The following is a 21,004-nucleotide window of genomic DNA, read 5'->3' on the forward strand; positions in this document are numbered from 1 at the left end:
CGCAGCGAGGGCGGTCCGATAGGCTGGCCTGCCGATCGTGTCAACGCCGAATCGCTCGATTCGTCGCAACGCCTTGTGGGGGACGGCCGGTTTCGCTAGGCTGGATGCCAGGCACCGAGCGGCGTCCGGCCGTGACGGATAGAACATAAGTGAGTGACGGCATGGGGGATCTTTCCGCCCGGTTGCCGCACCGGGGTGCGCCTGGCGCTTCCCGCAAGGCATCCTCTTCGCCCGCGCGGCCGCGCTGGCCGGGCGCGCGCCATTATGCCGCGCTCGATCTGGGCACCAACAACTGCCGGCTGCTGATCGCCCGGCCGCAGGGCGATGGCTTCGCGGTGGTCGATGCGTTCTCGCGCATCGTCCGGCTGGGCGAGGGGCTGGCGGCGACGGGCCGCCTGTCCGACGCGGCGATGGACCGCACCGTCGCCGCGCTGAAGATCTGCGCCGAAAAGCTCAAGCGCCGCGACGTGACGCTCGCGCGGTCGGTCGCGACCGAGGCGTGCCGCCGCGCCAGCAACGGCCCCGCCTTCGTCGAACGCGTGCTGGCGGAAACCGGCATCCACCTCGACATCATCACCGCCGAGGAGGAGGCGCGGCTGGCCGTGCTCGGCTGCCATGCGCTGCTCGAACCCGGGACCGGCCCGGCGCTGGTGTTCGACATCGGCGGGGGCTCGACCGAACTGGTGCTGCTCGACGCGTCGAGCCCGGTGCCGCGCGTGCTCGACTGGCATTCGGCACCATGGGGCGTGGTGTCGCTGACCGAGAGCCTGGGTGCGGGCAGGGAGGCGCCGACGGCGTCGGGCGCCTATGCCCGGATGCGCGCCTGCGTGACCGAGAGCTTCGCCCCGTTCGCGAAACGCCTGCCCGCGACCGACGAACCGCGCCGGCTGCTCGGCACCAGCGGCACGGTGACGACGCTGGCCAGCGTCCATGTCGGCCTCGCGTCGTACGACCGGTCGCAGATCGATGGCCTGATTGTGCCCGCCGAAGCGATGCTGGCGGTCAGCCAGCGGCTGGCGGGCATGAGCCTGGCCGAACGCGGCACCGTGCCGTGCATCGGCAGCGAGCGCGCCGATCTGGTGGTCGCGGGCTGTGCGATCCTCGAAACGATTCTGGCGCTCTGGCCCGCCGAGCGGCTAGGGGTCGCCGATCGTGGGATTCGCGAAGGAATCCTGCGCCGATTGATGGCAGGAACCCGATGACCCGCGGCAGCCCCCCCGGACGACAACGCGTACGCACCGCCCGTGCCCGCTCGGCCCAGTCGACGCGCTGGCTCGAACGCCAGCTCAACGACCCGTACGTCAAGAAGGCGCGCGCCGAAGGCTATCGCAGCCGCGCGGCGTACAAGCTGATCGAGCTGGACGAACGCTTCAAGCTGCTGCGCGGGGTCAAGCGCGTCGTCGACCTCGGCATCGCGCCCGGCGGCTGGACGCAGGTCGTGCGCAAGGTGCGGCCCGAATGCACCGTCGTCGGCATCGATTTGTTACCGGTCGACCCGATCGACGGGGTGACAATCCTGCAGATGGATTTCCTTGCCGACCATGCGCCCGACAAGCTGCGCGAGGAACTGGGCGGCGAGGCCGACCTCGTCCTGTCGGACATGGCGGCGAACACCGTCGGCCATCCGCAGACCGACCACCTGCGCACCATGGCGCTGGTCGAGGCGGCGGTGATGTTCGCGTGCGAGATCCTGCGGCCGGGCGGCGACTTCGTGGCGAAGGTGCTGGCGGGCGGTGCCGACAACGAACTGGTCGCCGAGCTGAAGCGCAATTTCCACGCGGTGAAGCACGCCAAGCCCCCGGCGAGCCGCAAGGATTCGTCCGAATGGTACGTCATCGCGACGAACTTCAAGGGGCGGCGCGATGCGGGACCGGGGCCGGGCGCGCCGGCCCCGGACGACGTCACGGAATGATGCGGTCGGCGCGCAGCCGTTCGAACAGCTCGACGAAACTGTCGTCGGTCGCGCGATAGCCGGTGAAGCCCAGCCGCCGGCTTTTCGACATGTCGGCCACGACCTCGATCGGGCGGCCGAGATCGGCATCGGTGTGCCATGGCGACGCCAGCCGGTGCAGGTCGGGTTCGACCAGCCCGTGTTCGGCGGCGATCGCGGCCCAGCGCGGCGCATCGTCCGCCATCTGCTCCGCCAGCGGCCGGACGGTGCCGTCGAACGGCACGGCTTCCACCCCGAACCAGTCGGCGATCCGCTGCCACATCCATTGCCAGCGAAAGACGTCGCCGTTGACGATGTTGAACGCCTGATCGTGCGCGGCGTCGGTCTCGGCCGCCCATAGCAGATGCGCGGCGAGCTGCCCGGCATCGGTCATGTCGGTCAGCCCGTGCCACTGTGCCGCCGATCCGGGGAAGACGAACGGGCGCCCCGCCGCGCGGCACAGCGTCGCATGGACCGCCAGCGTCGTGCCCATGTTCATCGCATTGCCGACCGCCTTGCCGATCACGGTATGCGGGCGGTGAACGCTCCAGCTGAATCCGTCGCGCTTCGCGGCGGCGAACAGTTCGTCCTCCTGCGCATAATAGAAATTGGCGACGTCCAGCCGCCCCTGTTCCTCGCGGAACGGCGTCTGCGGCAGCATGCCCTGTCCATAGGCCTCGAACGGCCCGAGATAATGTTTGAGGCCGGTGACCAGCGCGACATGGCGCGGGGCGTCGGGGCGGGGCAGCGCGTCCAGCAGGTTGCGCACCATCGCGCCGTTGACGCGGATATTCTCCGCCTCGCTGTCCTGCCGTGCCCAGGTGGTGACGAACACCGCATTGGGACGCAGACCGGCCAGCGCCGCGCGCGTCCCGGCGGCATCGGTCAGGTCGGCGGCGAGCGGCCGCACGCCGTCCTGCGCGACCGGGCGACGGGCGAGCCCGTGGACGGTCCATCCCCGTTGCCCGAGGAGCGCGGCGGTCGCCCCGCCGACGATCCCGCTCGCCCCCACCACCAATGCCGTTCGTGCCATCGTCCGTTCCTTTTCTTTGCAGGACCGGGCAGTTAGGAACGGGACGACCGGGGTTGAAGACGGCACCGGACAGGCCCCCAGGCACCAGAGAGTACCCATGCACCCCGGAACCGACGAAGCCGACTGGCGCGAGGATTGCGCGCCGCGCCGCGTGCTGTCGCTGTTCGCGACCAAATGGACCAGCATGGTGCTGCACACGCTCCACGCGCGTCACGGCGGGCAGGCGCGGACCGGCGTGCTGCTGCGCAGCCTGCCGGGCATTTCCAAGAAGATGCTGACGCAGACGCTGCGCGAGATGGAGGAGATCGGCCTGATCGAGCGCCACGTGCTGGCGGCGATGCCGCCCGCGGTCGAATATCGCCTGACGCCGCTGGGGTGCCGGTTCGTCGCGCCGGTGACGATGCTGTACGACTGGGGGCGGGCCAATGCCGATGCGCTCGACGCGCTGGGCCGCCGGCCGGGGGCGCGGTGGGGGTGAACAGTTGAGCTGCAATCCCATCCGTCCGTGCTGAGCAGGGGCTGAGCGAAGTCGAAGACCCGTATCGAAGCACCTGCCCGAAACGGTCCTTCGATACGCCATTTCGACAAGCTCAAGGGCTACTCGGGACGAACGGCTTGCCTGTAGTTGCCATACCCGCCCCAAAGAAAAAGGGCGGCCCCGCAGGACCGCCCCGTTTCGAGTCGAAATAATCGGCCGGCGTCAGCCGTCGTAGTCGCCGCCGACATTCTGGTTGCGCGGCGGCGCGGCGGCGGTGAGGCGCAGCGCCTCTGCCGATGCGGCCAGCGAACCCAGTTCGTCCGGTGCTTCCTCGTCGTCGATCTGCACCTTCTGCATCGAACCGATCACCGCCTCGCGCAGATGCTCGGGCGTGATGTTCTCCTCGGCGATTTCGCGCAGCGCCACGACCGGATTCTTGTCGCGGTCGCGATCGAGGGTCAGTTCGGCACCGCCCGAAATCTGGCGGGCGCGCTGGGCGGCCATCAACACCAGGTCGAAACGGTTGGGGATCTTGTCGACGCAATCCTCGACGGTGACGCGCGCCATGAAACGCCTTCCTTGCAAAAACGGAGGGTATCGGAAAGCCGGGTGCCTACCGGGGGATGCGCGCAAAGTCAATGAAACTTGGGCTACCCGCGGCCGTTACGCTCAGGCAACAAGGAGACGGCATGGCCGACCACCCGCAACCGACCTTCGCCGTCGCCGGCAACCAGTTGACGCTGCTGACCGAAGGGCCGGCGCGGCTCGACGCGTTGCTCGCCCTGATCGCGGGCGCGCGGCGGTCGCTGCGGTTCCTGTTCTACATCTGGGAGGAGGATCGCGCGGGGACGCAGGTGCGCGACGCGCTGATCGCGGCGGCCAGGCGCGGGATACGCGTATCGCTGATCGTCGACGGGCTGGGCGCGGAGGCGGCGGCCAGCCGCGGCTTCTTCGGCCCGCTGCGCGAGGCGGGCGGCGAGGTGTGCGTGTTCGTGCCGCGGATCGGGCGGCGCTATCTGCTCCGCAACCACCAGAAGCTGGCACTGGCCGACGAGGCACGCGTGATCGTCGGCGGCTTCAACATCGAGGACGCCTATTTCGGCACCGTCGCCGAACAGGCGTGGCGCGACCTGGGGCTGCTGGTCGACGGGCCGGCGGCCGGGCGGCTGGCAGGGTATTTCGACGCGCTCAAGGCATGGACCGCGCTGCCCGGCGCGCCCTTGCGCAGATTGTCGCGGCTGCTGCGCGAATGGAGCGAGGAGCGCGGGCCGATCCGCTGGCTGCTGGGCGGGCCGTCGCAGCGGCTTTCGCCGTGGGCACGGACGCTCAAGCACGAGATTCGCCATAGCAATCGCATCGACATGATCGCCGCCTATTTCGCGCCCGGCCCGCTGATGACCCGGCGGCTGGACCAGGCGGCGAAGCGTACGCGGCTGCGCATCGTCGTGCCGGCCAAGACCGACCATGCCATCGCGCTGCTGGCGGCGCGCTTCACCTATCGCAACCTGCTGCGCCACCGCGTCGAACTGTACGAATATCGCCCGACCAAGCTGCATACCAAGCTGTTCGTGACCGACGACGCGGTGCATATCGGGTCGGCCAATTTCGACGTGCGCTCGATGTTCCTGAACATGGAACTGATGCTGCGCGTGGAGGACGCCGCGTTCGCCGCCCATCTGCGCGCCTATATGGACGGCGAGATCGCGCAGTCGCAGCGGGTGACGCGCGAACTGCACCGCGAGCGTTCGGGCTGGTGGGCGCGGGTGAAGCAGGCCGGCGCCTATTTCGTCATGTCGGTCCTCGATCCCGAGGTCACCGTCTGGCTGAACCGGGACTAGGGCCGATCGACATTCAGCGAATTGGAGGGCCATCCAGCAGGATCAGGAGCCTTTCTGGTTCACGTACCCCCGCGCAGGCGGGGGTCCAGAGCCACGAATGTCGTCCTGCCGTTACTCTGGACCCCCGCCTGCGCGGGGGTACGGCCTGAATGTCGATCGGTCCCAGGGCGGTCACGATATCGGTCAACCCGGACGATATCGTCATCCCGGGATCAGGTCCGGGGTGGTGGCAGAAGCGGGCAATCCGACGGGAAACGCCCATGCCTCGCTGAACATGGTGTCCACCCAAACCCCTTGAGTAGCGGCCACCGCTGGTCCATCGCACGCCGATGGATATTCCCGCTCTCTACGCCCGGCTGATCCAGGCGATCGGCGACGGCACCGGCATGGCCGACAGCCTGTTGCACGTCCATGCCGGCATGGCTGTGCTGCTGCTGACGCGCGTGCTGACCGGATATCGCCTGTCGACGCCGGTCCCGCTGGCGGTGGTGGCGCTGGCCGAACTGGGCAACGAAGTGCTCGACCGGATGCATTACGGGTCGTGGCGCTGGGACGATACGCTGCTCGATATCGTGAACACGATGTTCTGGCCGACGATGCTGTTCATCGGCCTACGCCTGCGCAACCGGTTCGAACCGCGCGCCAGGCCGCGTGCGGAAGGGAACATCGCCTGATCGCAGGGGGTTATGACGGTCGAGGAGAGTTTCCATGGCCGATACCCCCGAACACCGCGACGTCGATCCCGAACGCACCGCCCCGCGCAACGCGTTCGACCACCACGGCGGCTATTCCGGACAGGCGTTCGATCGCGATCGCGCCGCGCAGCAGGCCGCAGCCGAAGCGCGCCCCGCCAGCCCGACCCCGCCCGACGACGGGCGCGACATCCCGCCCGAAACCGGCCGCCGCGCCTTCACCGCGCCCAATGGCGAGGTGCACGGGAGTGGCGCGAACGCCGGCGGCGGCGGGCAGGGCGAGAATTTCGACGACGATGCCCCGGGCGAGGGGGCCGGGGTGCCGCCTGCCGACCGCGCGCCGGATCGGTGAAGAAGGGCGCCGTTCATGCACCTCGCCACCAGCGTCATTCCACCCTGCGCCGGGGTGACGTTCTAGGGGAAGGGCCTACGCCTTCGCCTCGCCGATCAGCTTCGCCGCGTCCGCCCCGGCCCAGTCCATGCCGCCGGTCACCCGCCACACTTCCTTGCCACCGGCGTCGTAGAGGATCGTCGTCGGCAGGCTGACCCCCATGCCGGTCGAGAATTGCAGTTGCGGGTCGCGATATGCCTTCAGGTGCGTCAGTTTGCGCGTCGTCAGGAACGGCTGGACCTTGGCCGGCTCCATGTCCTGCGACACGGTCAGCAGGTGCAGCGCCGCGCCTTCGCGCGCGGCCAGCGCGTCGAGCGTCGGCATCTCGCGCACGCACGGCGCGCACCATGTCGCCCACAGGTTCACCAGCACCGGCTTGCCCCGGAAATCGGCCAGCGTCACCGGCTTGCCCGCGCCGTCCTGAAACCGGTAGGCCGGCATCGCCTCGCCCTTGTGGCTGCGATCGACCTTCGCCGCGGCTTCGGGGGCGGTGTCGTTCGCGGCGGGCGCGATGTCGGGAACGGTGCCATCGGGAACGGTGCCGTCCCCTTCAGCCGCCGCTTGCTCCGGCGCGGCGGCTCGCTTATCGCAAGCGCCGACGAACAGGCTCAGTCCAAGGAGAAGCGCGATTACCGGGCGCATGGAAAGCTCCAACAGCATGTGGGGCGGGCGCTTCGCCGAAGGCCCGTCGGCGGTGATGCGTGAGATAAACGCCTCGATCCCCTTCGACAAGCGAATGTGGCGACAGGATATCGCCGGGTCCAAGGCGCACGCAACGATGCTGGGCGCGCAGGGGATCGTCGATCCGGCCGATGTCGCCACGATCCTCGACGGGCTGGACGCGGTCGCGGCGGACTATGCCGAACATGGCGTCCCCGACGACCTGAGCCTCGAGGACATCCATATGCTGACCGAGGCGCGGCTGGCCGAGAAGGTCGGGCCGGTCGCCGGGCGGCTGCACACCGCGCGCTCGCGCAACGATCAGGTCGCGACCGATTTCCGGCTGTGGACCCGCGACGCGATCGACGCGGTCGATGCGGCGCTGGGGCAGTTGCAGGCGGCGCTGCTGGTGCGTGCCGGGGAACATGCCGCGACCGTCATGCCGGGCTTCACCCATTTGCAGGTCGCGCAGCCGGTGACGCTGGGCCATCACCTGATGGCGTACCACACCATGGTCGCGCGCGATCGCGGCCGCTTCGCCGACGCCCGCGCGCGGCTGAACTACAACCCGCTGGGATCGGCGGCGCTGGCCGGCACCGGCTTCCCGCTCGATCGTCACGCCACCGCCGCCGCGCTGGGGTTCGCCGGGCCGACGGTCAATTCGCTCGATTCGGTCAGCGACCGCGACTTCGCGATCGAATATCTGACCGCCGCCGTGCAATGTTCGCTGCACCTGTCGCGCCTCGCCGAGGAATTCGTGATCTGGGCGTCGCAGATGTTCGGGTTCGTGTCGCTGTCCGACCAATGGTCGACCGGCAGTTCGATCATGCCGCAGAAGCGCAATCCCGACGCCGCCGAGCTGGTGCGCGGGCACAGCGGGCGGATCATGGGCTGCATGACGTCGCTGATGGTGACGATGAAGGGCCTGCCGCTCGCCTATTCGAAGGACATGCAGGACGACAAGCCGCCGGTGTTCGAGGCGACCGACCTGCTCGCGCTGTCGATCGCGGCGATGACCGGCATGATCGAAAGCGCGACCTTCCGCCCCGAGAGGATGCGCGCGGCGGCGGAGACCGGCTATTCGACCGCCACCGACCTCGCCGACTGGCTGGTGCGCGAAGCGGGCGTGCCGTTCCGCGAGGCGCACCACATCACCGGCCGCGCGGTCAAGCTGGCGGAGGAACGGGGCTGCCGGCTCGACGGCCTGACGCTCGACGACCTGACCGGCATCGACGACCGCATCCATGCCGGCATCTTCGACGTGCTGAGCGTCGACGCCTCGGTCGCCAGCCGCAAGAGCTTTGGCGGCACCGCGCCCGAACGGGTGCGCGAAGCCATCGCCGCCGCGCGGGGGCAGGCATGACGCGCGCGCTCGCCCTCGTCGCGGTCGCACTGGCGCTCGCCGGCTGCGGCCAGCGCCGCGACCTGCGCCCGCAGGAGAACGCATCGCTGCCGCCGGCACCATATGGTGCCACCGCGACGCCGACCCCCGCCGAACTGCTCGACCCGACGACCCAGCAGCGCCCGTCGCGCAGCGACGAACTGCTGACCGAATCGAAGCCGCGCGGCGACGACCCGTTCGCCCTACCGCCGCGCTGACGTTAATCCATGCACCTGAACCGTTCGTGCTGAGCAGGGGCTGAGCGCAGTCAGAGACCCGTATCGAAGCAGCCGCGACCCACGGTCCTTCGATACGCCCTTTCGACAGGCTCGATGGCTACTCAGGACGAACGGCAGGTATCTACATCCGGACCAAGGCTCTCCCATGGACAGTTTCACCCTTCGCGACGGTACGCTCCATGCCGAGGATGTCGGCCTCCCCGCCATCGCCGACGCGGTGGGCACGCCGGTCTATGTCTATTCGACCGCCACCCTCGAACGGCACGTCCGCGTGTTCCGCGACGCGGTGGCCGGGCTGGGCAAGGGCGAGCCGCTGGTCGCCTTCGCGGTAAAGGCCAATCCGAACAAGGCGGTGCTGGCGACGCTGGCGCGCGCCGGCATGGGGGCCGACGTGGTCTCAGGGGGCGAGCTGTACCGCGCGCTCGACGCCGGCATGGACCCGGACAAGATCGTGTTTTCCGGCGTCGGCAAGACGGCCGAGGAAATGGCGCAGGGGCTGGCCGCCGGCATCGGCCAGTTCAACATCGAATCCGAACCCGAACTCGACATGCTCTCGGCCGTTGCCGCCCGGCTCGGCAAGGTCGCGCAGATCGCGATCCGGGTGAACCCCGACGTGGTCGCCGGCACCCATGCGAAGATCTCGACCGGGGGCAAGGAGAACAAGTTCGGCATCGACTATCACGCCGCCCCCGCCGCCTACGCCCATGCCGCGTCGCTGCCGGGGATCAGGGTGCGCGGCGTCGCGGTGCACATCGGCAGCCAGCTGACCGACCTGGCGCCCCTGGAGGCCGCGTTCGGACGGGTCGGCGCGCTGATCGCCGATCTGCGCGCGGCGGGGCATGACATCACCCATGCCGATCTCGGCGGCGGTCTTGGCGTCCCCTACGACCCGGCGAAACCGCTGCCGCCGTCGCCCGCCGCCTATGGCGCGATGGTCGCGCGGGCGACCGCCGGCTGGGACGCGCGGCTGATGTTCGAACCCGGGCGGCTGATCGTCGCCAATGCCGGGGTGCTGGTGTCGCGGGTCATCCGGGTGAAGCAGGGCGCGGTCGCGCCGTTCGTCGTCGTCGATGCGGCGATGAACGACCTGCTGCGCCCCAGCCTCTACGACGCCTATCACGATATCCGCGCGGTGACCCCGACCGGCGAACGCGCCGTGACCAACATCGTCGGCCCGGTGTGCGAGACCGGCGATACCTTTGCGCTGGGGCGGGAGACCGACGTCGTCGCCGCCGACGATCTGGTCGCGTTCATGACCGCCGGCGCGTACGGTGCGACCATGGCCTCGACCTACAATTCGCGCGCGCTGGTGCCCGAGGTGCTGGTGTCGGGCGACCGGTTCGGGGTGGTACGCGAACGCCCGCCGATCGAGGCGCTGGCCAACGCCGACCGCCTGCCGCCCTGGCTGTGAACGGCCTGCCGATCCTGCTGCGCACCGCCGGGCGGCGCGTGATCCTGGTCGGGGAGGGGGAGGCGGCCGACGCCAAGCGCCGCCTGCTCGAACGCAGCGGGTTGCAGGTCGTCGGCGATGCGGCCGACGCCCCGATCGCGGTGGTCGCGGTCGAGGACGAGACGCAAGCGCGCGCCGCGATCGATGCGCTCAGGGCGCGCGGAGTGCTGGTCAACGCGGTCGACCGGCCCGCCGATTGCGACTTCACCCTGCCGGCGATCGTCGACCGCTCGCCGGTGCTGATCGCGATCTCGACCGGCGGGGTGTCGGCGGGCCTCGCGGCGGCGATCCGCCAGCGGCTGGAGGCGATGCTGCCGGCCGGCGTCGGGCGACTGGCCGAAGGGCTGGGTGCCGCCCGCGCTGCGCTGCGCGGCCGCTTCCCCGATGGCGGCGACCGTCGCCGCGCGATCGGCGCCGCGATCGCGGCGGGCGGCCCGCTCGACCCGATGGTGCCGCACGGCGAGGACGCGGTCGCGCGCTGGCTGGCCGATGTCGCGCCGGTCGCGGGCCGGGTGGAGTCGATCCGCCTGCGCTCGGCCGATCCCGACGACCTGACCCTGCGCGAGGCGCGCTGGCTGGGACAGGCCGACCGCATCCACCATGCCCCGGACGTGCCGGCCGCGATCCTCGACCGCGCGCGGGCCGATGCGGTGCGGATCATGGGACCGTTGCCCGCCGCGCCGCCGCCCGGCCTGACGATCGACCTCGCATGACCTGCCGCGCATGGCAGATCGAGGGCAACCGGACCCGGCAGGTCGATCCGCTGGCGGCGGTCGACGCGACCGGCGGCTTCGTCTGGATCCACCTGCACGGCGAGGGGGGCGAGGTCGCGGCGTGGCTGCGCGATCATGCCCGTCTGCCCGACTATGTCATCGATCCGCTGACCGCGGTCGAGACGCGCCCGCGCTGCGACGCCATCGGCAAGGGGGCGTTCGTCAACCTGCGCGGCCTGTCCGATGATGTGCTCAGCAGCGCCGATCCGCTGGCTTCGGTCCGCCTCTATGCCAGCGCCGGGCGGGTCCATTCGGTGACCCGGCGCAAGCTGACCGCGTTCCACATCGTCGTCGACCGGGTCGAGGCGGGGGAGGTGGCCGATCCCGGCGACCTGATCGTCGCCTTCGCCAGCGCGATCACCGAACAGCTCGACCCGCTGATCGCCGACCTCGGCGACACGCTCGACGAATGCGAGGAGGCGCTCGACCCGGCGCGCATCTTCGAACAGCGCCGGGCCGTCACCCACACCCGCGTCCGCGCGATCGGCTATCGCCGCTTCCTCGTGCCGCAGCGTTCGGCGCTGGAGAAGCTGGGGCAGCTTCCCGGCGACTGGCTGCAACAGGACGACCGCCTCCACCTCGCCGCCGCCGCCGACCGTGCCGCGCGGATGGCGGAGGAGGTCGATTCGATCCGCGAGCGCGCCGCGCTGGTCCACGAAACCCTGACCGACCTGCGCGCCGAACAGCTCGACCAGCGCTCGCTCCAGATCGCGATCGTCGCGATGGTGTTCCTGCCGCTGACCTTCGTCACCGGCCTGCTCGGCATGAACGTGAAGGGGATACCGTTCGCCGAGGAACCCTGGGCCTTTGCCGGCGTGGTGGCACTGTGCGTGGCGATGAGCGCGGGGATCGTGGCATGGTTCGCGCGCAAGCACTGGATCGGGCGGTAGGCTGGCCCAGCCAGTACCCCTGTCGTCACCCCGGACCTGTTCGAGACCTCTGCGAAAGTCTCGAACCTATCCATGAAGTGCACCGTACCCCCGCGCAGGCGGGGGTCCAAGATTCAAGCAAAACAACGGTTTGCGTTCGTGACCCTGGACCCCCGCCTGCGCGGGGGTACGGGAGAAGACGAGGAATCGAGGGCTTTTGCAGAGGTCTCGAACAGGTCCGGGGTGACGAGGAAGGACCGCTTTCCTACAACCCCGAACCCTGCCACCCTCCGATCGGCTCTTTCAAACCGTCGATTCCACCGTCCATCCGCAACGGTGCGCGCAAGGCGTGGCGAGTGTGACTTTCGTGACCTTTGGCCGCTTCCTACCGCGCGACGAAGCCGATCATCTGCTCGGCCATCAGCCGCAGCTGGCCGTCGGCCTTGTCGATCGCGCCGTCCTCGACGGTGTTGATCGCGACCCCGACCGGCGTCGGCCAGCCGCGCAGGGCGTGGGCGACGGTGCGCAGCGTGCCCAGCGTCGCGACCGCTGCCTGCCACCCGGCCGCCGTCGCCACGATGCCGACCGGCATGCCGTCGAAATAGACGCGGTCGTCGCGGCGCAGCATCTCGACATGGTCGAGCGCGTTCTTGACCAGCCCCGACAGCGTGCCGTGATAGCCCGGCGATCCGATGATGACCCCGTCGGCGTCGCGCAGGACCCGCAGGAACGACTGGATGCGGGCATTGCCCTGCGCCGCTTCGGGTTCGTAGTTCGGGAAATCGATCGCCGACCCGGTCAGCAGCGTGGTCCGCGCGCCCAGCGCCCCGGCATGGGCCAGCGCCCGTTCCAGCGCGGCGGCGGTGCCGGACGTCGGGCGCAGCGTGCCCCCCAGCGCGACGATATGCGGTTGCTTCATGGCCGAGAGCGCTAGCGGATCGCGGGGCGCGATGCCACCCGTTGAGAGAGTGGGCACTACGCGCTCTTCCATACCCCCCACCCGCGTCACCCTAGCGAAGGCTGGGGTCTCCCCGTGGAAATTGCCGCCCGTCAGCCGAGGGAGACCCCAGCCTGCGCTGGGGTGACGGTTCGTGGCGAGAATAGAAGGAAGGGGTAACCCCCTATCGCGGCCGCACCGCTTCCCACGCCTCGGCGATGTCGGTCAGCGACGCCGCGGCGTTCAGGAACGGCTGCGCGTCCTGCCCGATGCTGGCGTTGACGATCTGGTCGCGCAGGCCCGTGTAGAGCCGCGACAGCGTCTGCGACAGGTCGCCGCCCTTGTCGTAATCGAGTCCCGCCTCCAGCGCGAAGAGGATCGCGGTCGCGCGGGTCACGCGTTCGCCCTTCATCGCATACTGGCGGTTCGTCGTCGCCCATGCGGCGGAGCGCAGCGCGCGGATCGCTTCCTCGTACAGCAGCGCGACCAGCGCGTGCGGATCGGCGCCGCCGGTGCGCGCGGCCAGGTCGACCGAGCGATAGGTCTGGGCGGGATCGCCGGCGAGGGCGGTGGCATAGCGGGCCATTATTCGCTTCTCGTCCACATCTTGATCTGGTTTTCCATGAACGTCTGCTGTGCCTTGTACGCGGCCACGCGCGCCTCGGACGCCGCGAACTGCTGCGTCATCCGGGTCGAGGTCGTCTCGGTCTGCTCGGCGACCTTGGCCTGTTCCTTGGCAAGGGTGGTCTGCGCCTCGGCATAGCGCTTGTCGCTGGCGCCCAGCCCCAGCGTCGCGCTCTTGGCGGTCGTGGCGATCCGGTTGAGCGCGGCGGGCAGGCTGGTGCCGGTCGTGCCGTCGGTGCCGGTGGCGGCGGCGAACATCGCCTCGACCGCATCGGGATTGTTCGCCAGCGCGCGGGTCAGCATGTCCTTGTCGACGCGCAGCGTCCCGTCGTTGTTGGTCGCGACCCCGATCGACGACAGCGTTCTGGGACTGCCGTCGGTGGCACCGGTCAGGTCGGCGATCGTCAGGCGCTGCAACGCCCGCTTCATCGCCGTGGCCGCCGGATCAGCGCGCAGGTCGCCGGTGATCGGGTCGGTCGCCTTGTTCACCGACGCCAGCATCTCGTTATAGGCGGCGACGACGTTGTTGACCGCCTCGGTCAGCGCCTCGGTCGGCTTGGACGAACTGAGCGTCACCGGGCCGGTGTCGGTCGTCACCGCCTTCAGCTCCAGCTTGACGCCCGGCGCGCCGGTCACGGTGTTCGACGCGCTGACCATCGGTACGCCGTCGATGCTGAACACGGCGTTGCCCGCGCGGGTCACGACCTCGGCCCCGCCATTGCCGGCGTCGAAATCGACGTTCAGCCGCTCCAGCCCCGGCGTCGCGCTGCCGGCATCGGGCGTCGCGGTCAGGGTGAATGCCTGGTTCGCGCCGTCGGTGCTGCGCAGCACGAGCCGCTGGCCGTTGGCGTCGGTCACGACGCTGGCGGTGACGCCGGCCTTGGCGGCGGTGATCTTGTCGGCGACCTTCTGCAGCGAGGTCGCATCGCCGGCGGTGATCGTGATCGGCGGGATGGTCGTGCCGTTGGCGTTGAACGTGCCGTCCGATCCGACGCTGCCCAGTTTCAGCTGGAGCGTGCCGGTGCCGACCGAACCGGTGGTGCTGAACGTGTCCTTGGTGACCGCGACCTGCGACGTGGCCAGCCGGGCGACGGTCACGCTGGCGTTGAGGCTGGCGACCTTCGATCCGGCGGCGACCGACACCTTGACCGCCGGGCCGCTGCTGCTCAGTTGCGTCGACAGCCCGCCGGTTTCGGCCAGCGTGGTGAGCGCGGTGGCGAAGCCGGTGATGCCCGACTTCAATGCGGCGACCGAAGAGATCTGCGCGGTCAGCGTCTCGGACCGTTTGGTCAGCTGCGCATTCTTGTTGGCGAACTGCGCCTCGACCAGGTTCTTGACCAGCGCGGCGGTATCGACGCCCGATCCGGCACCCAGCGCGTTGGCGAGGTTGGGGGTGGTCGCCTTGGTCGTGGTGGTGGTCTTGGCCGTGGTGGCGGTGGCCGTCGCACTGGTCGTCGTGATCGCCATTGGTCATCCCCGGTCCGTCTCCCCCATCCAACGGCACGCGGGGCCGAATCTTTAGGAAGTTTTCACCGAAAGATTGCCGTTCTCGTCGAAGCGCGCTTCCCTCGGCACCGTCACCGGCGGCTGGATGCCGCCCGCCTGCCGGTTGACCCCCATGACGAACGCCAGGACGGTGGCGATGGCGAGGTACAGGTCGTCGCGGATCTCCTGCCCCTGCCGACTGGTGTAATAGACGGCGCGGGCGAGCTGCGGATATTCAAGCATCGGTATCTTCGCTTCCGCCGCCAGTTCGCGGATGGCGAGTGCGGTGGCGCCGCGGCCCTTGGCCACCACCACCGGCACCTGATCGCGGCCATGGTCGTAGCGCAGCGCGACCGCGAAATGGGTCGGGTTGGTCAGCACGACCTGCGCCTCGCCCACCGCCTGCCGGAACCCGCCCTTCAGGATTTCGTGGCGACGCTGGCGGATTTGCGCCTTCACATGCGGATCGCCGTCGCTTTCCTTGTGCTCGTCGCGCACTTCCTGCTTGCTCATCTGCAGCCGCTGCATCCGCTGGAAGATCGCCAGCGGCACGTCGAGGCCCGCGATCAGCACCAGCCCGCCCGCCATCACGAACAGCAAGGTCAGGAACGTGCCGCCCAGATCGCCGACCGCCTGGTCCACGTTCGACGACACGAGGCCCACCGAGCTGACTGCGGCCTTCTTGAGCATGACATAGCCGATCGCGCCGAGGAGGATGACCTTGAGCAGCGACTTGCCCAGTTCGGTCCAGCCCTGCGTGCCGAAGATGCGCTTCATCCCCGAGGCCGGGTTGATGCGCGACCCCTTGGGCGCCAGCGCGCCGCCGTTGAAGCGGATGCCGGTCAGCCCCGCCTGCGCGAGGATCCCGGCCGATACCGCGAGCGCGAGGATGCCGCCCAGCGACGGCAGCAGCTTCCACCCCGCCTCGATCAGCGGGCGCCATGGCTGGAAATCCTCGACGTCGGCGCGACCGAAGGTGAAGCTGGCGGTCATGATCGCCTTGCACGCCCCCACAAGCGAGGGCCCGAGCAGCGCCAGCCACGCGCACCCGGCAAGGATCACCAGCGCCGCGCCCAGCTCCTTGGACTTGAGGATGTCGCCGTCTTCGCGCGCCTTGTCGAGGCGCTTCTGGGTTGGGCTTTCGGTTTTGTCCTCGCTCACCGGACGCCTCCCAGCACCAGCGTATTGGCGGCGTCCAGCGCCTCCTGCACGATGACCAGCATGTAATCGGTCATCGCCGGCAGCGCGACGAACAAGGCGACGACGCCGACGAACAGGCTGGCCGGCAGCCCGACCGCGAACAGGTTCAGCGCCGGCGCCGAGCGCGACAGCATCCCCATGACGAGGTTGAGGCACAGCAGCAGGAACCCGACCGGCAGCGCGAGGAGCAGTCCCGACAGGAAGGCATAGCCGCCGAAGATCGCGATATTCTCGAGCTTGGCGGGGGTCAGCCACGCCGCACCCGGCGGCAGCAGCTCATAGGAGCGCACGATCAGGTCGATCAGCAGCAGATGCCCGTCGAGCGAGAGGAACAGCAGCGTCAGCAGCACCGACAGGAAGGTGCCGAGCGCCGGGCTCTGCGCCCCGTTCTGCGGATCGACCATCGCCGCGAAACCGATGCCCATCGAGATGCCGATGACCTCGGCCGCGATCAGCGGCGCGGCGAACGCGATCTGCAGGACGAAGCCGATGGCGAGGCCCACCAGCCCCTCGGCAGCGATGCTGAGGAAGGTGGTGAGCGAGAAGATTTCGGTCGGGATCGCGAACGGCTGCGCCTTGAGCACCAGCACCGAGATCGCGGCGGACAGCAGCACCCGCACCTGCACCGGCATCGCCACCGCGCCGAACACCGGTGCGACGATGAACGCCGCGCCGATGCGGACCATGGTGAACAGCAGCGCCCAGAGCTGCGGCTCGACGGCAAGGCCGAGGCCTAGCATGGGGTGGGTGGTCCCGACGCTATCCGCGGCCTCAGCCGCACCCCCGCGCAGGCGGGGGGCCAGAGCCACGAACGCCGCCGCCTGTAACACTGGACCCCCGCCTGCGCGGGGGTACGGAAATGGCCTGAGACACTTGGAACCCGTACCCCGGCGAAGGCCGGGGCCCAGTTGGGAGACGGCAGCGGCTCCATCAAACCGGCCCGCAACTGGACCCCGGCCTTCGCCGGGGTACGGCTGTGGCCGGGTAGGCGACCAGCCAACGCCACATCGTCATTCCGGCGAAGGCCGTAATCCATTGTGCCCGGCGCCATCGACGACACGCAACCGTCCCCCGATCCACGGATCCCGGCCTCCGCCGGAATGACGCAGGGAGAGCGAGCGAATGTCACCGCACCAGATCCGGAATCCGTTCGAAGATGCTCGTCGTGAAATCGCTGAGCAGCCCGAGGATCATCCCCCCGAACACCGCCAGGCTGATGCCGACCACCGCCAGCTTGGGCACGAACGACAGCGTCTGTTCGTTGATCGACGTCGCCGCCTGGATCATGCCGAGGATCAGCCCGGACAATAGCGCAGGGATCAGAATGGGTGCCGCGACCAGCGCCAGCACCCACATCGCCTCGCGCGCGACGGTCATGAAATATCCTGCGTCCATCTGCGCTAACTCACGAAAGAGGCGGCAAGGCTGCCCATGGTCAAGGCCCAGCCATCGACCAGCACGAACAGCAGCAATTTGAACGGCAGCGAGATGATCGTGGGCGACAGCATCATCATGCCCAGCGACATGAGGACCGTCGCGACGACCAGATCGATGACGATGAACGGCAGGAAGATCAGGAACGCGATCTGGAACGCGGTCTTGAGCTCGCTGGTGACGAAGGCGGGCAGCAGGATCGAGAACGGGGTGTCGGCGGGCGTCGCGATCGGGCCGGTCCTTGCCATCTGCGCGAACATCGTCACGTCCTTGGTCCGGGTCTGCTTCAGCATGAAGGCGTGCAGCGGGCGGCTGGCATTCTCGATCATCTGGGTCGAACTGATCTGCCCGGCGGCATAGGGCTTGATCGCCGTCTCGTTGATCCGGCCGATGACGGGCGACATCACGAATAGCGACAGGAACAGCGACAGGCCGATCAGCACCTGGTTGGGCGGCGTCTGTTGCAGCCCCAGCGCCTGACGCAGCACCGCCAGCACGATGATGATCCGGGTGAAGCTGGTCATCATCAGCAGGATGCCGGGCAGGACCGACAGCAGCCCCATGATGATGAGGATCTGGAGCGACAGCGCCATCGGCGCGTCGTTCGCGCCGCCCAGCTGCCCCAGCGCCCGGTCGAGCGCGTCGGCGGCACCCGGCGCGGGGGCGGGGGCCGCCGGCACGCCCTGTGCCATCGCCGGCACGGCGAGGAACAGCATCAGCGCGATGCCCAGCACCGCCAGCACGACCTCGAACCGCCAGTGCGGCAGCGCGCGTGAGGGCCGGCGTATCGTCACGACCGGTGTCGGCACGGTCGCCATCGTCCTGCGGCGCGCGGCGGCGACCGGCGACGGCCGGACCCGCATCCGCGCCAGCACCGGTGCGAGCTTCCCCCCCGCGAACCTCACTTGTCGCCCCGGTCCAGCAGCGTCACGCCGTTACGGCTGACCGACACCAGCAGCAGCCGGTCGTCGAATTCCAGCACCGCCAGCTTGGTGCCGGTCGACACCATCATCGTCTCGCGCACCTTGACCAGCCGTTCGCCCTGATTCCCCGGCATCCGCGCTTCCAGCCGACGCCACAGGTACAGGCAGCCGATCATCAGCCCGCACACCAGCGGCAGCAGGATGACCAGCTTCAGGATGTACGACCACATCATCAGCGGCTGACCCGCTTGTCCGGGCTGACCAGTTCGGTCATCCGCACGCCGAAGCGGTCGCCGACCGTCACCACCTCGCCCCGCCCGATCAGCGTGCCGTTGACGAACACGTCGAGCAGCTCGTTGGCGGCGCGGTCCAGCTCGATCACGCTCGATTCGCTCAAGGCCAGCAGTTCGCGCAAGGTAAGCTGGGTCGACCCGATCTCCACCGTCAGCCGGACGTCGACATCCTGCAACAGCTTGAAATTGGCGGCGAGCGACGCTTCGGCGGGGAAGCCGCCGGTCATCTCGTTCATTGGAATTCCTCTTCGAAACCGGGGTCGATGGAGTTGAGCTTGATCGCGGCCTGTCCGTTGGCGGTGCCGACCGTGCCGGTGCCCAGCCGCCGGTTGGCGACCCATACCGGCACCTGCGGCCCGAAACTGATCGGTATGACGTCGCCTTCCTTCAGCTCCAGCAGCAGCGCGAGCGACACGACCGGTTCGGCCAGCACCGATCGCACCGGCAGCTTCACGCTCATCACCGCGCGGGTCAGGCCCGCCAGCCATTTGGGATCGGGCGCGCTCTTGCCATGCACCTTGGTCGACAGCTGCGGCGCATGCGGTTTCAGCGCGGCGACCGGATAGAGGATGTCGATGAAGGTCGGCTCGCCATCGCCCGACGCGATGCCGAAGCGGGTCGCGATCACCGCGTCCTCGCCGTCGATCGCGCCCATCATCGCCGGGTTCGATTCGGGATTGCCGGGTTCGAAGCCGATGCCGGCCAGCGGCCCCCATGCCTCGCCCAGCGGCGCGGCGATCGCACCGGCCAGCCGGCGCAGCATCGCCTCCGCCGCCGGCGAGAATTCGGCCGGCAGCGGGGAGGGGGCTTCTCCGAACCCGCCGAAGAAGATGTCCAGCACCTCGAGCAGGAACGCGCCGTCGAACACGATGATCGCCGGGCTCCCCCCGGTCGACAGCGTCATCGGCACCCATCCGGTCAGCTTGTCGGCCCGCCTCGCGGCGACATAGCCGGCGAAGCGATCGACCTCTACCGGTTCGGACCAGCTGCGCACGCCCCGCCGGAGCAGCGGTTCGAACACCTGCCGCATCGACCGCGCCATGCGCGCCGACAGATGCTCCAGCGCGTGGAGGTCGCCGAAGGGGTTGAGGTTCGCCACGCCCAGGCTGGGCACGTGCGACGCCGGCGGAGTCCGGCGGGCTCGTTCGCGGCGCTCGGGCGCAGTGGTGGACGGGCTGTTAACCATGCCCGTTTACTGAACGACAAATTGGGTAAAATAAACGTTACCGATGCCGCCAAAGCCCTCTTTTTGTACCAGTGTGTCGTTGATCGCCTTCTTGACGCGCAGCGACAGCTGTTTCTTGCCGTCGGCGGTGAACACCTGATCCTCGGTCGTCTCGCCCAGCGCGAGCAGGATCGCCGATCGCACCGCGATCTCGTGGGTCTTCAGATTGTCGAGCACCTTGTGGTCGTACGACGTCGAAATGGCGATGCCGACCTGGATGAAGTGGACCGAATCGGCGAGGTTGGAGGTGAACTCCTTCTCCATCGCGTAATAGCTCGACGCATAGCGATCGCCGCCTTCGCCCTCGGGCGTGGGCTTGCCGCCTTCGCCGGTGCTGGCTGCGCCGCCGCCTTCATTCTCGCCGCCGCCATGGTCGCCGCCTTCGCCGCCACCCTCGCCGCCTTCGGAGCTGGCCTTCGTTTCCTCGGACTTGGGGACCAGCTTGGGCAGGTCCTTCTTCTCCTCATGGCCGCCGTCCTTGCCGCCGCCGCCGATCAGCCCCGACGAGCTGGCATACAGTCCGGCGCCGACGCCGCCGCCCAGCAATACCAGCACGCCGACCGCCATCACGACGATCTTGCCCAGCTTGCCCTTCTTCTTGGCCGGCTTTTCGTCCGGCGCGTCCTTGTCGCTCATGTCGTGGTTCCTCAGGCGATTCGTTGATTATCGTTCGTGGATGGCTGTCCGGCGGTCGTCGTCGCCGGTCGCGGGGCGCGGGGCGGGGCGTTGCCCTGCTCCTGCGCCTGCCGCTGCGATTGCTGCTGCGTACCGACATCGACCTGCATGCCCCCCAGCTTCAGCCCGCGCGCCTCGGCCAGCTGCACCAGCCGGGGCTGCGCGTCGGCCAGCAGGCGGCCGGCATCGGCGTTCTCGCTGTTGAAATGGACATGGACCTTGCCGTCGTCGGACGTGCGGATCGCGATCTCGACATCGCCCAGCGCGTCGGGCGACAGGCGGATGCGCGTCTCGCCGCCGGTGCCTGCCGACTCGCGCAGCGTCTCGATCCGGTCGATCATCCCCTCCATCCATTGCGGCTGGCGGGTATCGAGCGTCGGCTGTCCCGCCTGCGCCGCCGCCGCGACCGGGCGCAGCACGACGGGGTCTGGCGCGGCTGCCGCGGTCGGCAGCGCCGGCGCATCCTCGTCGCGC

At 69.3% G+C, this 21,004-nt stretch carries 26 protein-coding genes; 11 read left to right on the forward strand and 15 right to left on the reverse strand.

The features are described from left to right. Positions 1–161: 161 nt before the first annotated feature. Both QLH51_RS01760 and QLH51_RS01765 read left to right on the forward strand, forming a co-directional pair. Entirely contained in the window at positions 162–1,202 is a 1,041-nt protein-coding gene (locus QLH51_RS01760) for a Ppx/GppA phosphatase family protein (RefSeq protein ID WP_125654266.1), read from the forward strand. After that, positions 1,199–1,912: an RlmE family RNA methyltransferase gene (locus QLH51_RS01765; RefSeq protein ID WP_125654071.1), complete on the forward strand. Its 714-nt coding sequence runs from the start codon at positions 1,199–1,201 to the stop codon at positions 1,910–1,912. Before QLH51_RS01760 ends, QLH51_RS01765 begins: the two co-directional genes overlap by 4 nt. Here QLH51_RS01765 and QLH51_RS01770 read toward each other — a convergent pair. After that, on the reverse strand, positions 1,902–2,963 hold the full coding sequence (locus QLH51_RS01770; RefSeq protein ID WP_125654073.1) for an SDR family oxidoreductase: 1,062 nt from the start codon (positions 2,961–2,963) through the stop codon (positions 1,902–1,904). The two genes, QLH51_RS01765 and QLH51_RS01770, sit on opposite strands and share 11 nt — an antisense overlap. Before the next feature lie 97 nt (positions 2,964–3,060). On the opposite strand from QLH51_RS01770, the gene QLH51_RS01775 reads away from it, so the two are divergent. Next, positions 3,061–3,441 carry a winged helix-turn-helix transcriptional regulator gene (locus QLH51_RS01775; protein WP_125654074.1) on the forward strand — a complete coding sequence of 127 codons (381 nt, stop codon included), beginning with the start codon at positions 3,061–3,063 and terminating at the stop codon, positions 3,439–3,441. A 222-nt stretch (positions 3,442–3,663) separates the two neighbouring features. Here QLH51_RS01775 and rpoZ read toward each other — a convergent pair whose 3' ends face one another. Then, a complete protein-coding gene (gene rpoZ / locus QLH51_RS01780; RefSeq protein WP_125654076.1) occupies positions 3,664–4,008 on the reverse strand; it encodes a DNA-directed RNA polymerase subunit omega in 345 nt (114 codons plus the stop codon). A 122-nt stretch (positions 4,009–4,130) separates the two neighbouring features. Between rpoZ and QLH51_RS01785 the strand changes: the two genes are divergently transcribed. The 3 genes from QLH51_RS01785 (at position 4,131) to QLH51_RS01795 (ending at position 6,323) form a co-directional block, all read left to right on the forward strand. Beyond that, entirely contained in the window at positions 4,131–5,279 is a 1,149-nt protein-coding gene (locus QLH51_RS01785; RefSeq protein WP_125654077.1) for a phospholipase D-like domain-containing protein, read from the forward strand. A 329-nt stretch (positions 5,280–5,608) separates the two neighbouring features. Further along, positions 5,609–5,953 carry a hypothetical protein gene (locus tag QLH51_RS01790; RefSeq protein ID WP_125654079.1) on the forward strand — a complete coding sequence of 115 codons (345 nt, stop codon included), beginning with the start codon at positions 5,609–5,611 and terminating at the stop codon, positions 5,951–5,953. A gap of 34 nt (positions 5,954–5,987) precedes the next feature. Next, the gene (locus tag QLH51_RS01795) at positions 5,988–6,323 is read left to right on the forward strand and encodes a hypothetical protein (protein WP_125654081.1); all 336 of its coding nucleotides are present in this window, start codon (positions 5,988–5,990) and stop codon (positions 6,321–6,323) included. A 75-nt stretch (positions 6,324–6,398) separates the two neighbouring features. Here QLH51_RS01795 and QLH51_RS01800 read toward each other — a convergent pair whose 3' ends face one another. Then, entirely contained in the window at positions 6,399–7,004 is a 606-nt protein-coding gene (locus QLH51_RS01800) for a TlpA family protein disulfide reductase (protein WP_206428738.1), read from the reverse strand. 16 nt (positions 7,005–7,020) lie between these two features. Here QLH51_RS01800 and argH point away from each other — a divergent pair, with 16 nt between their 5' ends. From argH to QLH51_RS01825, 5 genes are all read left to right on the forward strand, one after another. Continuing rightward, positions 7,021–8,385, forward strand: a complete 1,365-nt coding sequence (argH, locus tag QLH51_RS01805) for an argininosuccinate lyase (protein ID WP_125654268.1) — start codon at positions 7,021–7,023, stop codon at positions 8,383–8,385. Continuing rightward, positions 8,382–8,621 (forward strand): LPS translocon maturation chaperone LptM, encoded by a 240-nt coding sequence (lptM, locus tag QLH51_RS01810; protein WP_125654086.1) that lies wholly within the window; start codon positions 8,382–8,384, stop codon positions 8,619–8,621. The genes argH and lptM overlap by 4 nt, the downstream gene beginning before the upstream one ends. Positions 8,622–8,787: 166 nt before the next feature. Continuing rightward, positions 8,788–10,053, forward strand: coding sequence for a diaminopimelate decarboxylase (gene lysA / locus QLH51_RS01815; RefSeq protein ID WP_125654088.1), 1,266 nt, complete (start codon positions 8,788–8,790; stop codon positions 10,051–10,053). After that, positions 10,050–10,805: a precorrin-2 dehydrogenase/sirohydrochlorin ferrochelatase family protein gene (locus tag QLH51_RS01820; RefSeq protein ID WP_125654090.1), complete on the forward strand. Its 756-nt coding sequence runs from the start codon at positions 10,050–10,052 to the stop codon at positions 10,803–10,805. Before lysA ends, QLH51_RS01820 begins: the two co-directional genes overlap by 4 nt. Then, on the forward strand, positions 10,802–11,755 hold the full coding sequence (locus tag QLH51_RS01825) for a CorA family divalent cation transporter (protein ID WP_125654092.1): 954 nt from the start codon (positions 10,802–10,804) through the stop codon (positions 11,753–11,755). Before QLH51_RS01820 ends, QLH51_RS01825 begins: the two co-directional genes overlap by 4 nt. A gap of 364 nt (positions 11,756–12,119) precedes the next feature. Here QLH51_RS01825 and QLH51_RS01830 read toward each other — a convergent pair whose 3' ends face one another. The 12 genes from QLH51_RS01830 to QLH51_RS01885 all read right to left on the reverse strand — a co-directional run. Then, positions 12,120–12,653: an NADPH-dependent FMN reductase gene (locus tag QLH51_RS01830; protein ID WP_125654094.1), complete on the reverse strand. Its 534-nt coding sequence runs from the start codon at positions 12,651–12,653 to the stop codon at positions 12,120–12,122. Positions 12,654–12,855: 202 nt separating this feature from the next. Next, a complete protein-coding gene (gene fliS, locus QLH51_RS01835; protein WP_125654096.1) occupies positions 12,856–13,257 on the reverse strand; it encodes a flagellar export chaperone FliS in 402 nt (133 codons plus the stop codon). After that, positions 13,257–14,762, reverse strand: a complete 1,506-nt coding sequence (gene fliD / locus QLH51_RS01840) for a flagellar filament capping protein FliD (protein WP_125654098.1) — start codon at positions 14,760–14,762, stop codon at positions 13,257–13,259. The genes fliS and fliD overlap by 1 nt, the downstream gene beginning before the upstream one ends. 51 nt (positions 14,763–14,813) lie before the next feature. Next, complete coding sequence (locus QLH51_RS01845) at positions 14,814–15,941, reverse strand: EscU/YscU/HrcU family type III secretion system export apparatus switch protein (RefSeq protein ID WP_125654100.1); 1,128 nt, start codon at positions 15,939–15,941, stop codon at positions 14,814–14,816. Next, the gene (fliR, locus tag QLH51_RS01850) at positions 15,938–16,720 is read right to left on the reverse strand and encodes a flagellar biosynthetic protein FliR (protein ID WP_125654102.1); all 783 of its coding nucleotides are present in this window, start codon (positions 16,718–16,720) and stop codon (positions 15,938–15,940) included. The genes QLH51_RS01845 and fliR overlap by 4 nt, the downstream gene beginning before the upstream one ends. Positions 16,721–17,105: 385 nt before the next feature. Beyond that, positions 17,106–17,375, reverse strand: a complete 270-nt coding sequence (gene fliQ, locus QLH51_RS01855) for a flagellar biosynthesis protein FliQ (protein WP_055758396.1) — start codon at positions 17,373–17,375, stop codon at positions 17,106–17,108. A gap of 5 nt (positions 17,376–17,380) precedes the next feature. Continuing rightward, positions 17,381–18,232, reverse strand: coding sequence for a flagellar type III secretion system pore protein FliP (fliP, locus tag QLH51_RS01860; protein ID WP_125654270.1), 852 nt, complete (start codon positions 18,230–18,232; stop codon positions 17,381–17,383). An 83-nt stretch (positions 18,233–18,315) separates the two neighbouring features. Further along, on the reverse strand, positions 18,316–18,570 hold the full coding sequence (locus QLH51_RS01865; protein WP_055758399.1) for a FliO/MopB family protein: 255 nt from the start codon (positions 18,568–18,570) through the stop codon (positions 18,316–18,318). Then, entirely contained in the window at positions 18,570–18,866 is a 297-nt protein-coding gene (gene fliN / locus QLH51_RS01870) for a flagellar motor switch protein FliN (RefSeq protein WP_055758402.1), read from the reverse strand. The genes QLH51_RS01865 and fliN overlap by 1 nt, the downstream gene beginning before the upstream one ends. After that, positions 18,863–19,744: a flagellar motor switch protein FliM gene (locus QLH51_RS01875; protein WP_206428741.1), complete on the reverse strand. Its 882-nt coding sequence runs from the start codon at positions 19,742–19,744 to the stop codon at positions 18,863–18,865. The genes fliN and QLH51_RS01875 overlap by 4 nt, the downstream gene beginning before the upstream one ends. A 78-nt stretch (positions 19,745–19,822) precedes the next feature. After that, positions 19,823–20,491, reverse strand: a complete 669-nt coding sequence (locus QLH51_RS01880) for a flagellar basal body-associated FliL family protein (protein ID WP_125654106.1) — start codon at positions 20,489–20,491, stop codon at positions 19,823–19,825. An 11-nt stretch (positions 20,492–20,502) separates the two neighbouring features. Continuing rightward, positions 20,503–21,004, reverse strand: a 502-nt coding sequence (locus tag QLH51_RS01885) for a flagellar hook-length control protein FliK (RefSeq protein ID WP_283514206.1), incomplete at its 5' end; no start/stop codon positions are given.

This window comes from Sphingomonas sp. 2R-10 (assembly GCF_030062225.1).
Classification (GTDB): Bacteria; Pseudomonadota; Alphaproteobacteria; order Sphingomonadales; family Sphingomonadaceae; genus Sphingomonas.

Excerpts from the sequence above, each read along its gene's own strand:
- QLH51_RS01800 (WP_206428738.1), bottom strand. The coding sequence starts at position 7,004 with ATGCGCCCGGTAATCGCGCTTCTCCTTGGACTGAGCCTGTTCGTCGGC.
- fliS (WP_125654096.1), bottom strand. The coding sequence starts at position 13,257 with ATGGCCCGCTATGCCACCGCCCTCGCCGGCGATCCCGCCCAGACCTAT.
- QLH51_RS01785 (WP_125654077.1), top strand. The coding sequence starts at position 4,131 with ATGGCCGACCACCCGCAACCGACCTTCGCCGTCGCCGGCAACCAGTTG.
- fliQ (WP_055758396.1), bottom strand. The coding sequence starts at position 17,375 with ATGGACGCAGGATATTTCATGACCGTCGCGCGCGAGGCGATGTGGGTG.
- fliD (WP_125654098.1), bottom strand. The coding sequence starts at position 14,762 with ATGGCGATCACGACGACCAGTGCGACGGCCACCGCCACCACGGCCAAG.
- rpoZ (WP_125654076.1), bottom strand. The coding sequence starts at position 4,008 with ATGGCGCGCGTCACCGTCGAGGATTGCGTCGACAAGATCCCCAACCGT.
- QLH51_RS01765 (WP_125654071.1), top strand. The coding sequence starts at position 1,199 with ATGACCCGCGGCAGCCCCCCCGGACGACAACGCGTACGCACCGCCCGT.
- QLH51_RS01865 (WP_055758399.1), bottom strand. The coding sequence starts at position 18,570 with ATGATGTGGTCGTACATCCTGAAGCTGGTCATCCTGCTGCCGCTGGTG.
- lysA (WP_125654088.1), top strand. The coding sequence starts at position 8,788 with ATGGACAGTTTCACCCTTCGCGACGGTACGCTCCATGCCGAGGATGTC.
- fliR (WP_125654102.1), bottom strand. The coding sequence starts at position 16,720 with ATGCTAGGCCTCGGCCTTGCCGTCGAGCCGCAGCTCTGGGCGCTGCTG.
- QLH51_RS01775 (WP_125654074.1), top strand. The coding sequence starts at position 3,061 with ATGCACCCCGGAACCGACGAAGCCGACTGGCGCGAGGATTGCGCGCCG.
- lptM (WP_125654086.1), top strand. The coding sequence starts at position 8,382 with ATGACGCGCGCGCTCGCCCTCGTCGCGGTCGCACTGGCGCTCGCCGGC.
- QLH51_RS01830 (WP_125654094.1), bottom strand. The coding sequence starts at position 12,653 with ATGAAGCAACCGCATATCGTCGCGCTGGGGGGCACGCTGCGCCCGACG.
- QLH51_RS01770 (WP_125654073.1), bottom strand. The coding sequence starts at position 2,963 with ATGGCACGAACGGCATTGGTGGTGGGGGCGAGCGGGATCGTCGGCGGG.
- fliN (WP_055758402.1), bottom strand. The coding sequence starts at position 18,866 with ATGAACGAGATGACCGGCGGCTTCCCCGCCGAAGCGTCGCTCGCCGCC.
- QLH51_RS01795 (WP_125654081.1), top strand. The coding sequence starts at position 5,988 with ATGGCCGATACCCCCGAACACCGCGACGTCGATCCCGAACGCACCGCC.
- QLH51_RS01760 (WP_125654266.1), top strand. The coding sequence starts at position 162 with ATGGGGGATCTTTCCGCCCGGTTGCCGCACCGGGGTGCGCCTGGCGCT.
- fliP (WP_125654270.1), bottom strand. The coding sequence starts at position 18,232 with ATGGCGACCGTGCCGACACCGGTCGTGACGATACGCCGGCCCTCACGC.
- QLH51_RS01825 (WP_125654092.1), top strand. The coding sequence starts at position 10,802 with ATGACCTGCCGCGCATGGCAGATCGAGGGCAACCGGACCCGGCAGGTC.
- QLH51_RS01790 (WP_125654079.1), top strand. The coding sequence starts at position 5,609 with ATGGATATTCCCGCTCTCTACGCCCGGCTGATCCAGGCGATCGGCGAC.
- argH (WP_125654268.1), top strand. The coding sequence starts at position 7,021 with ATGTGGGGCGGGCGCTTCGCCGAAGGCCCGTCGGCGGTGATGCGTGAG.
- QLH51_RS01880 (WP_125654106.1), bottom strand. The coding sequence starts at position 20,491 with ATGAGCGACAAGGACGCGCCGGACGAAAAGCCGGCCAAGAAGAAGGGC.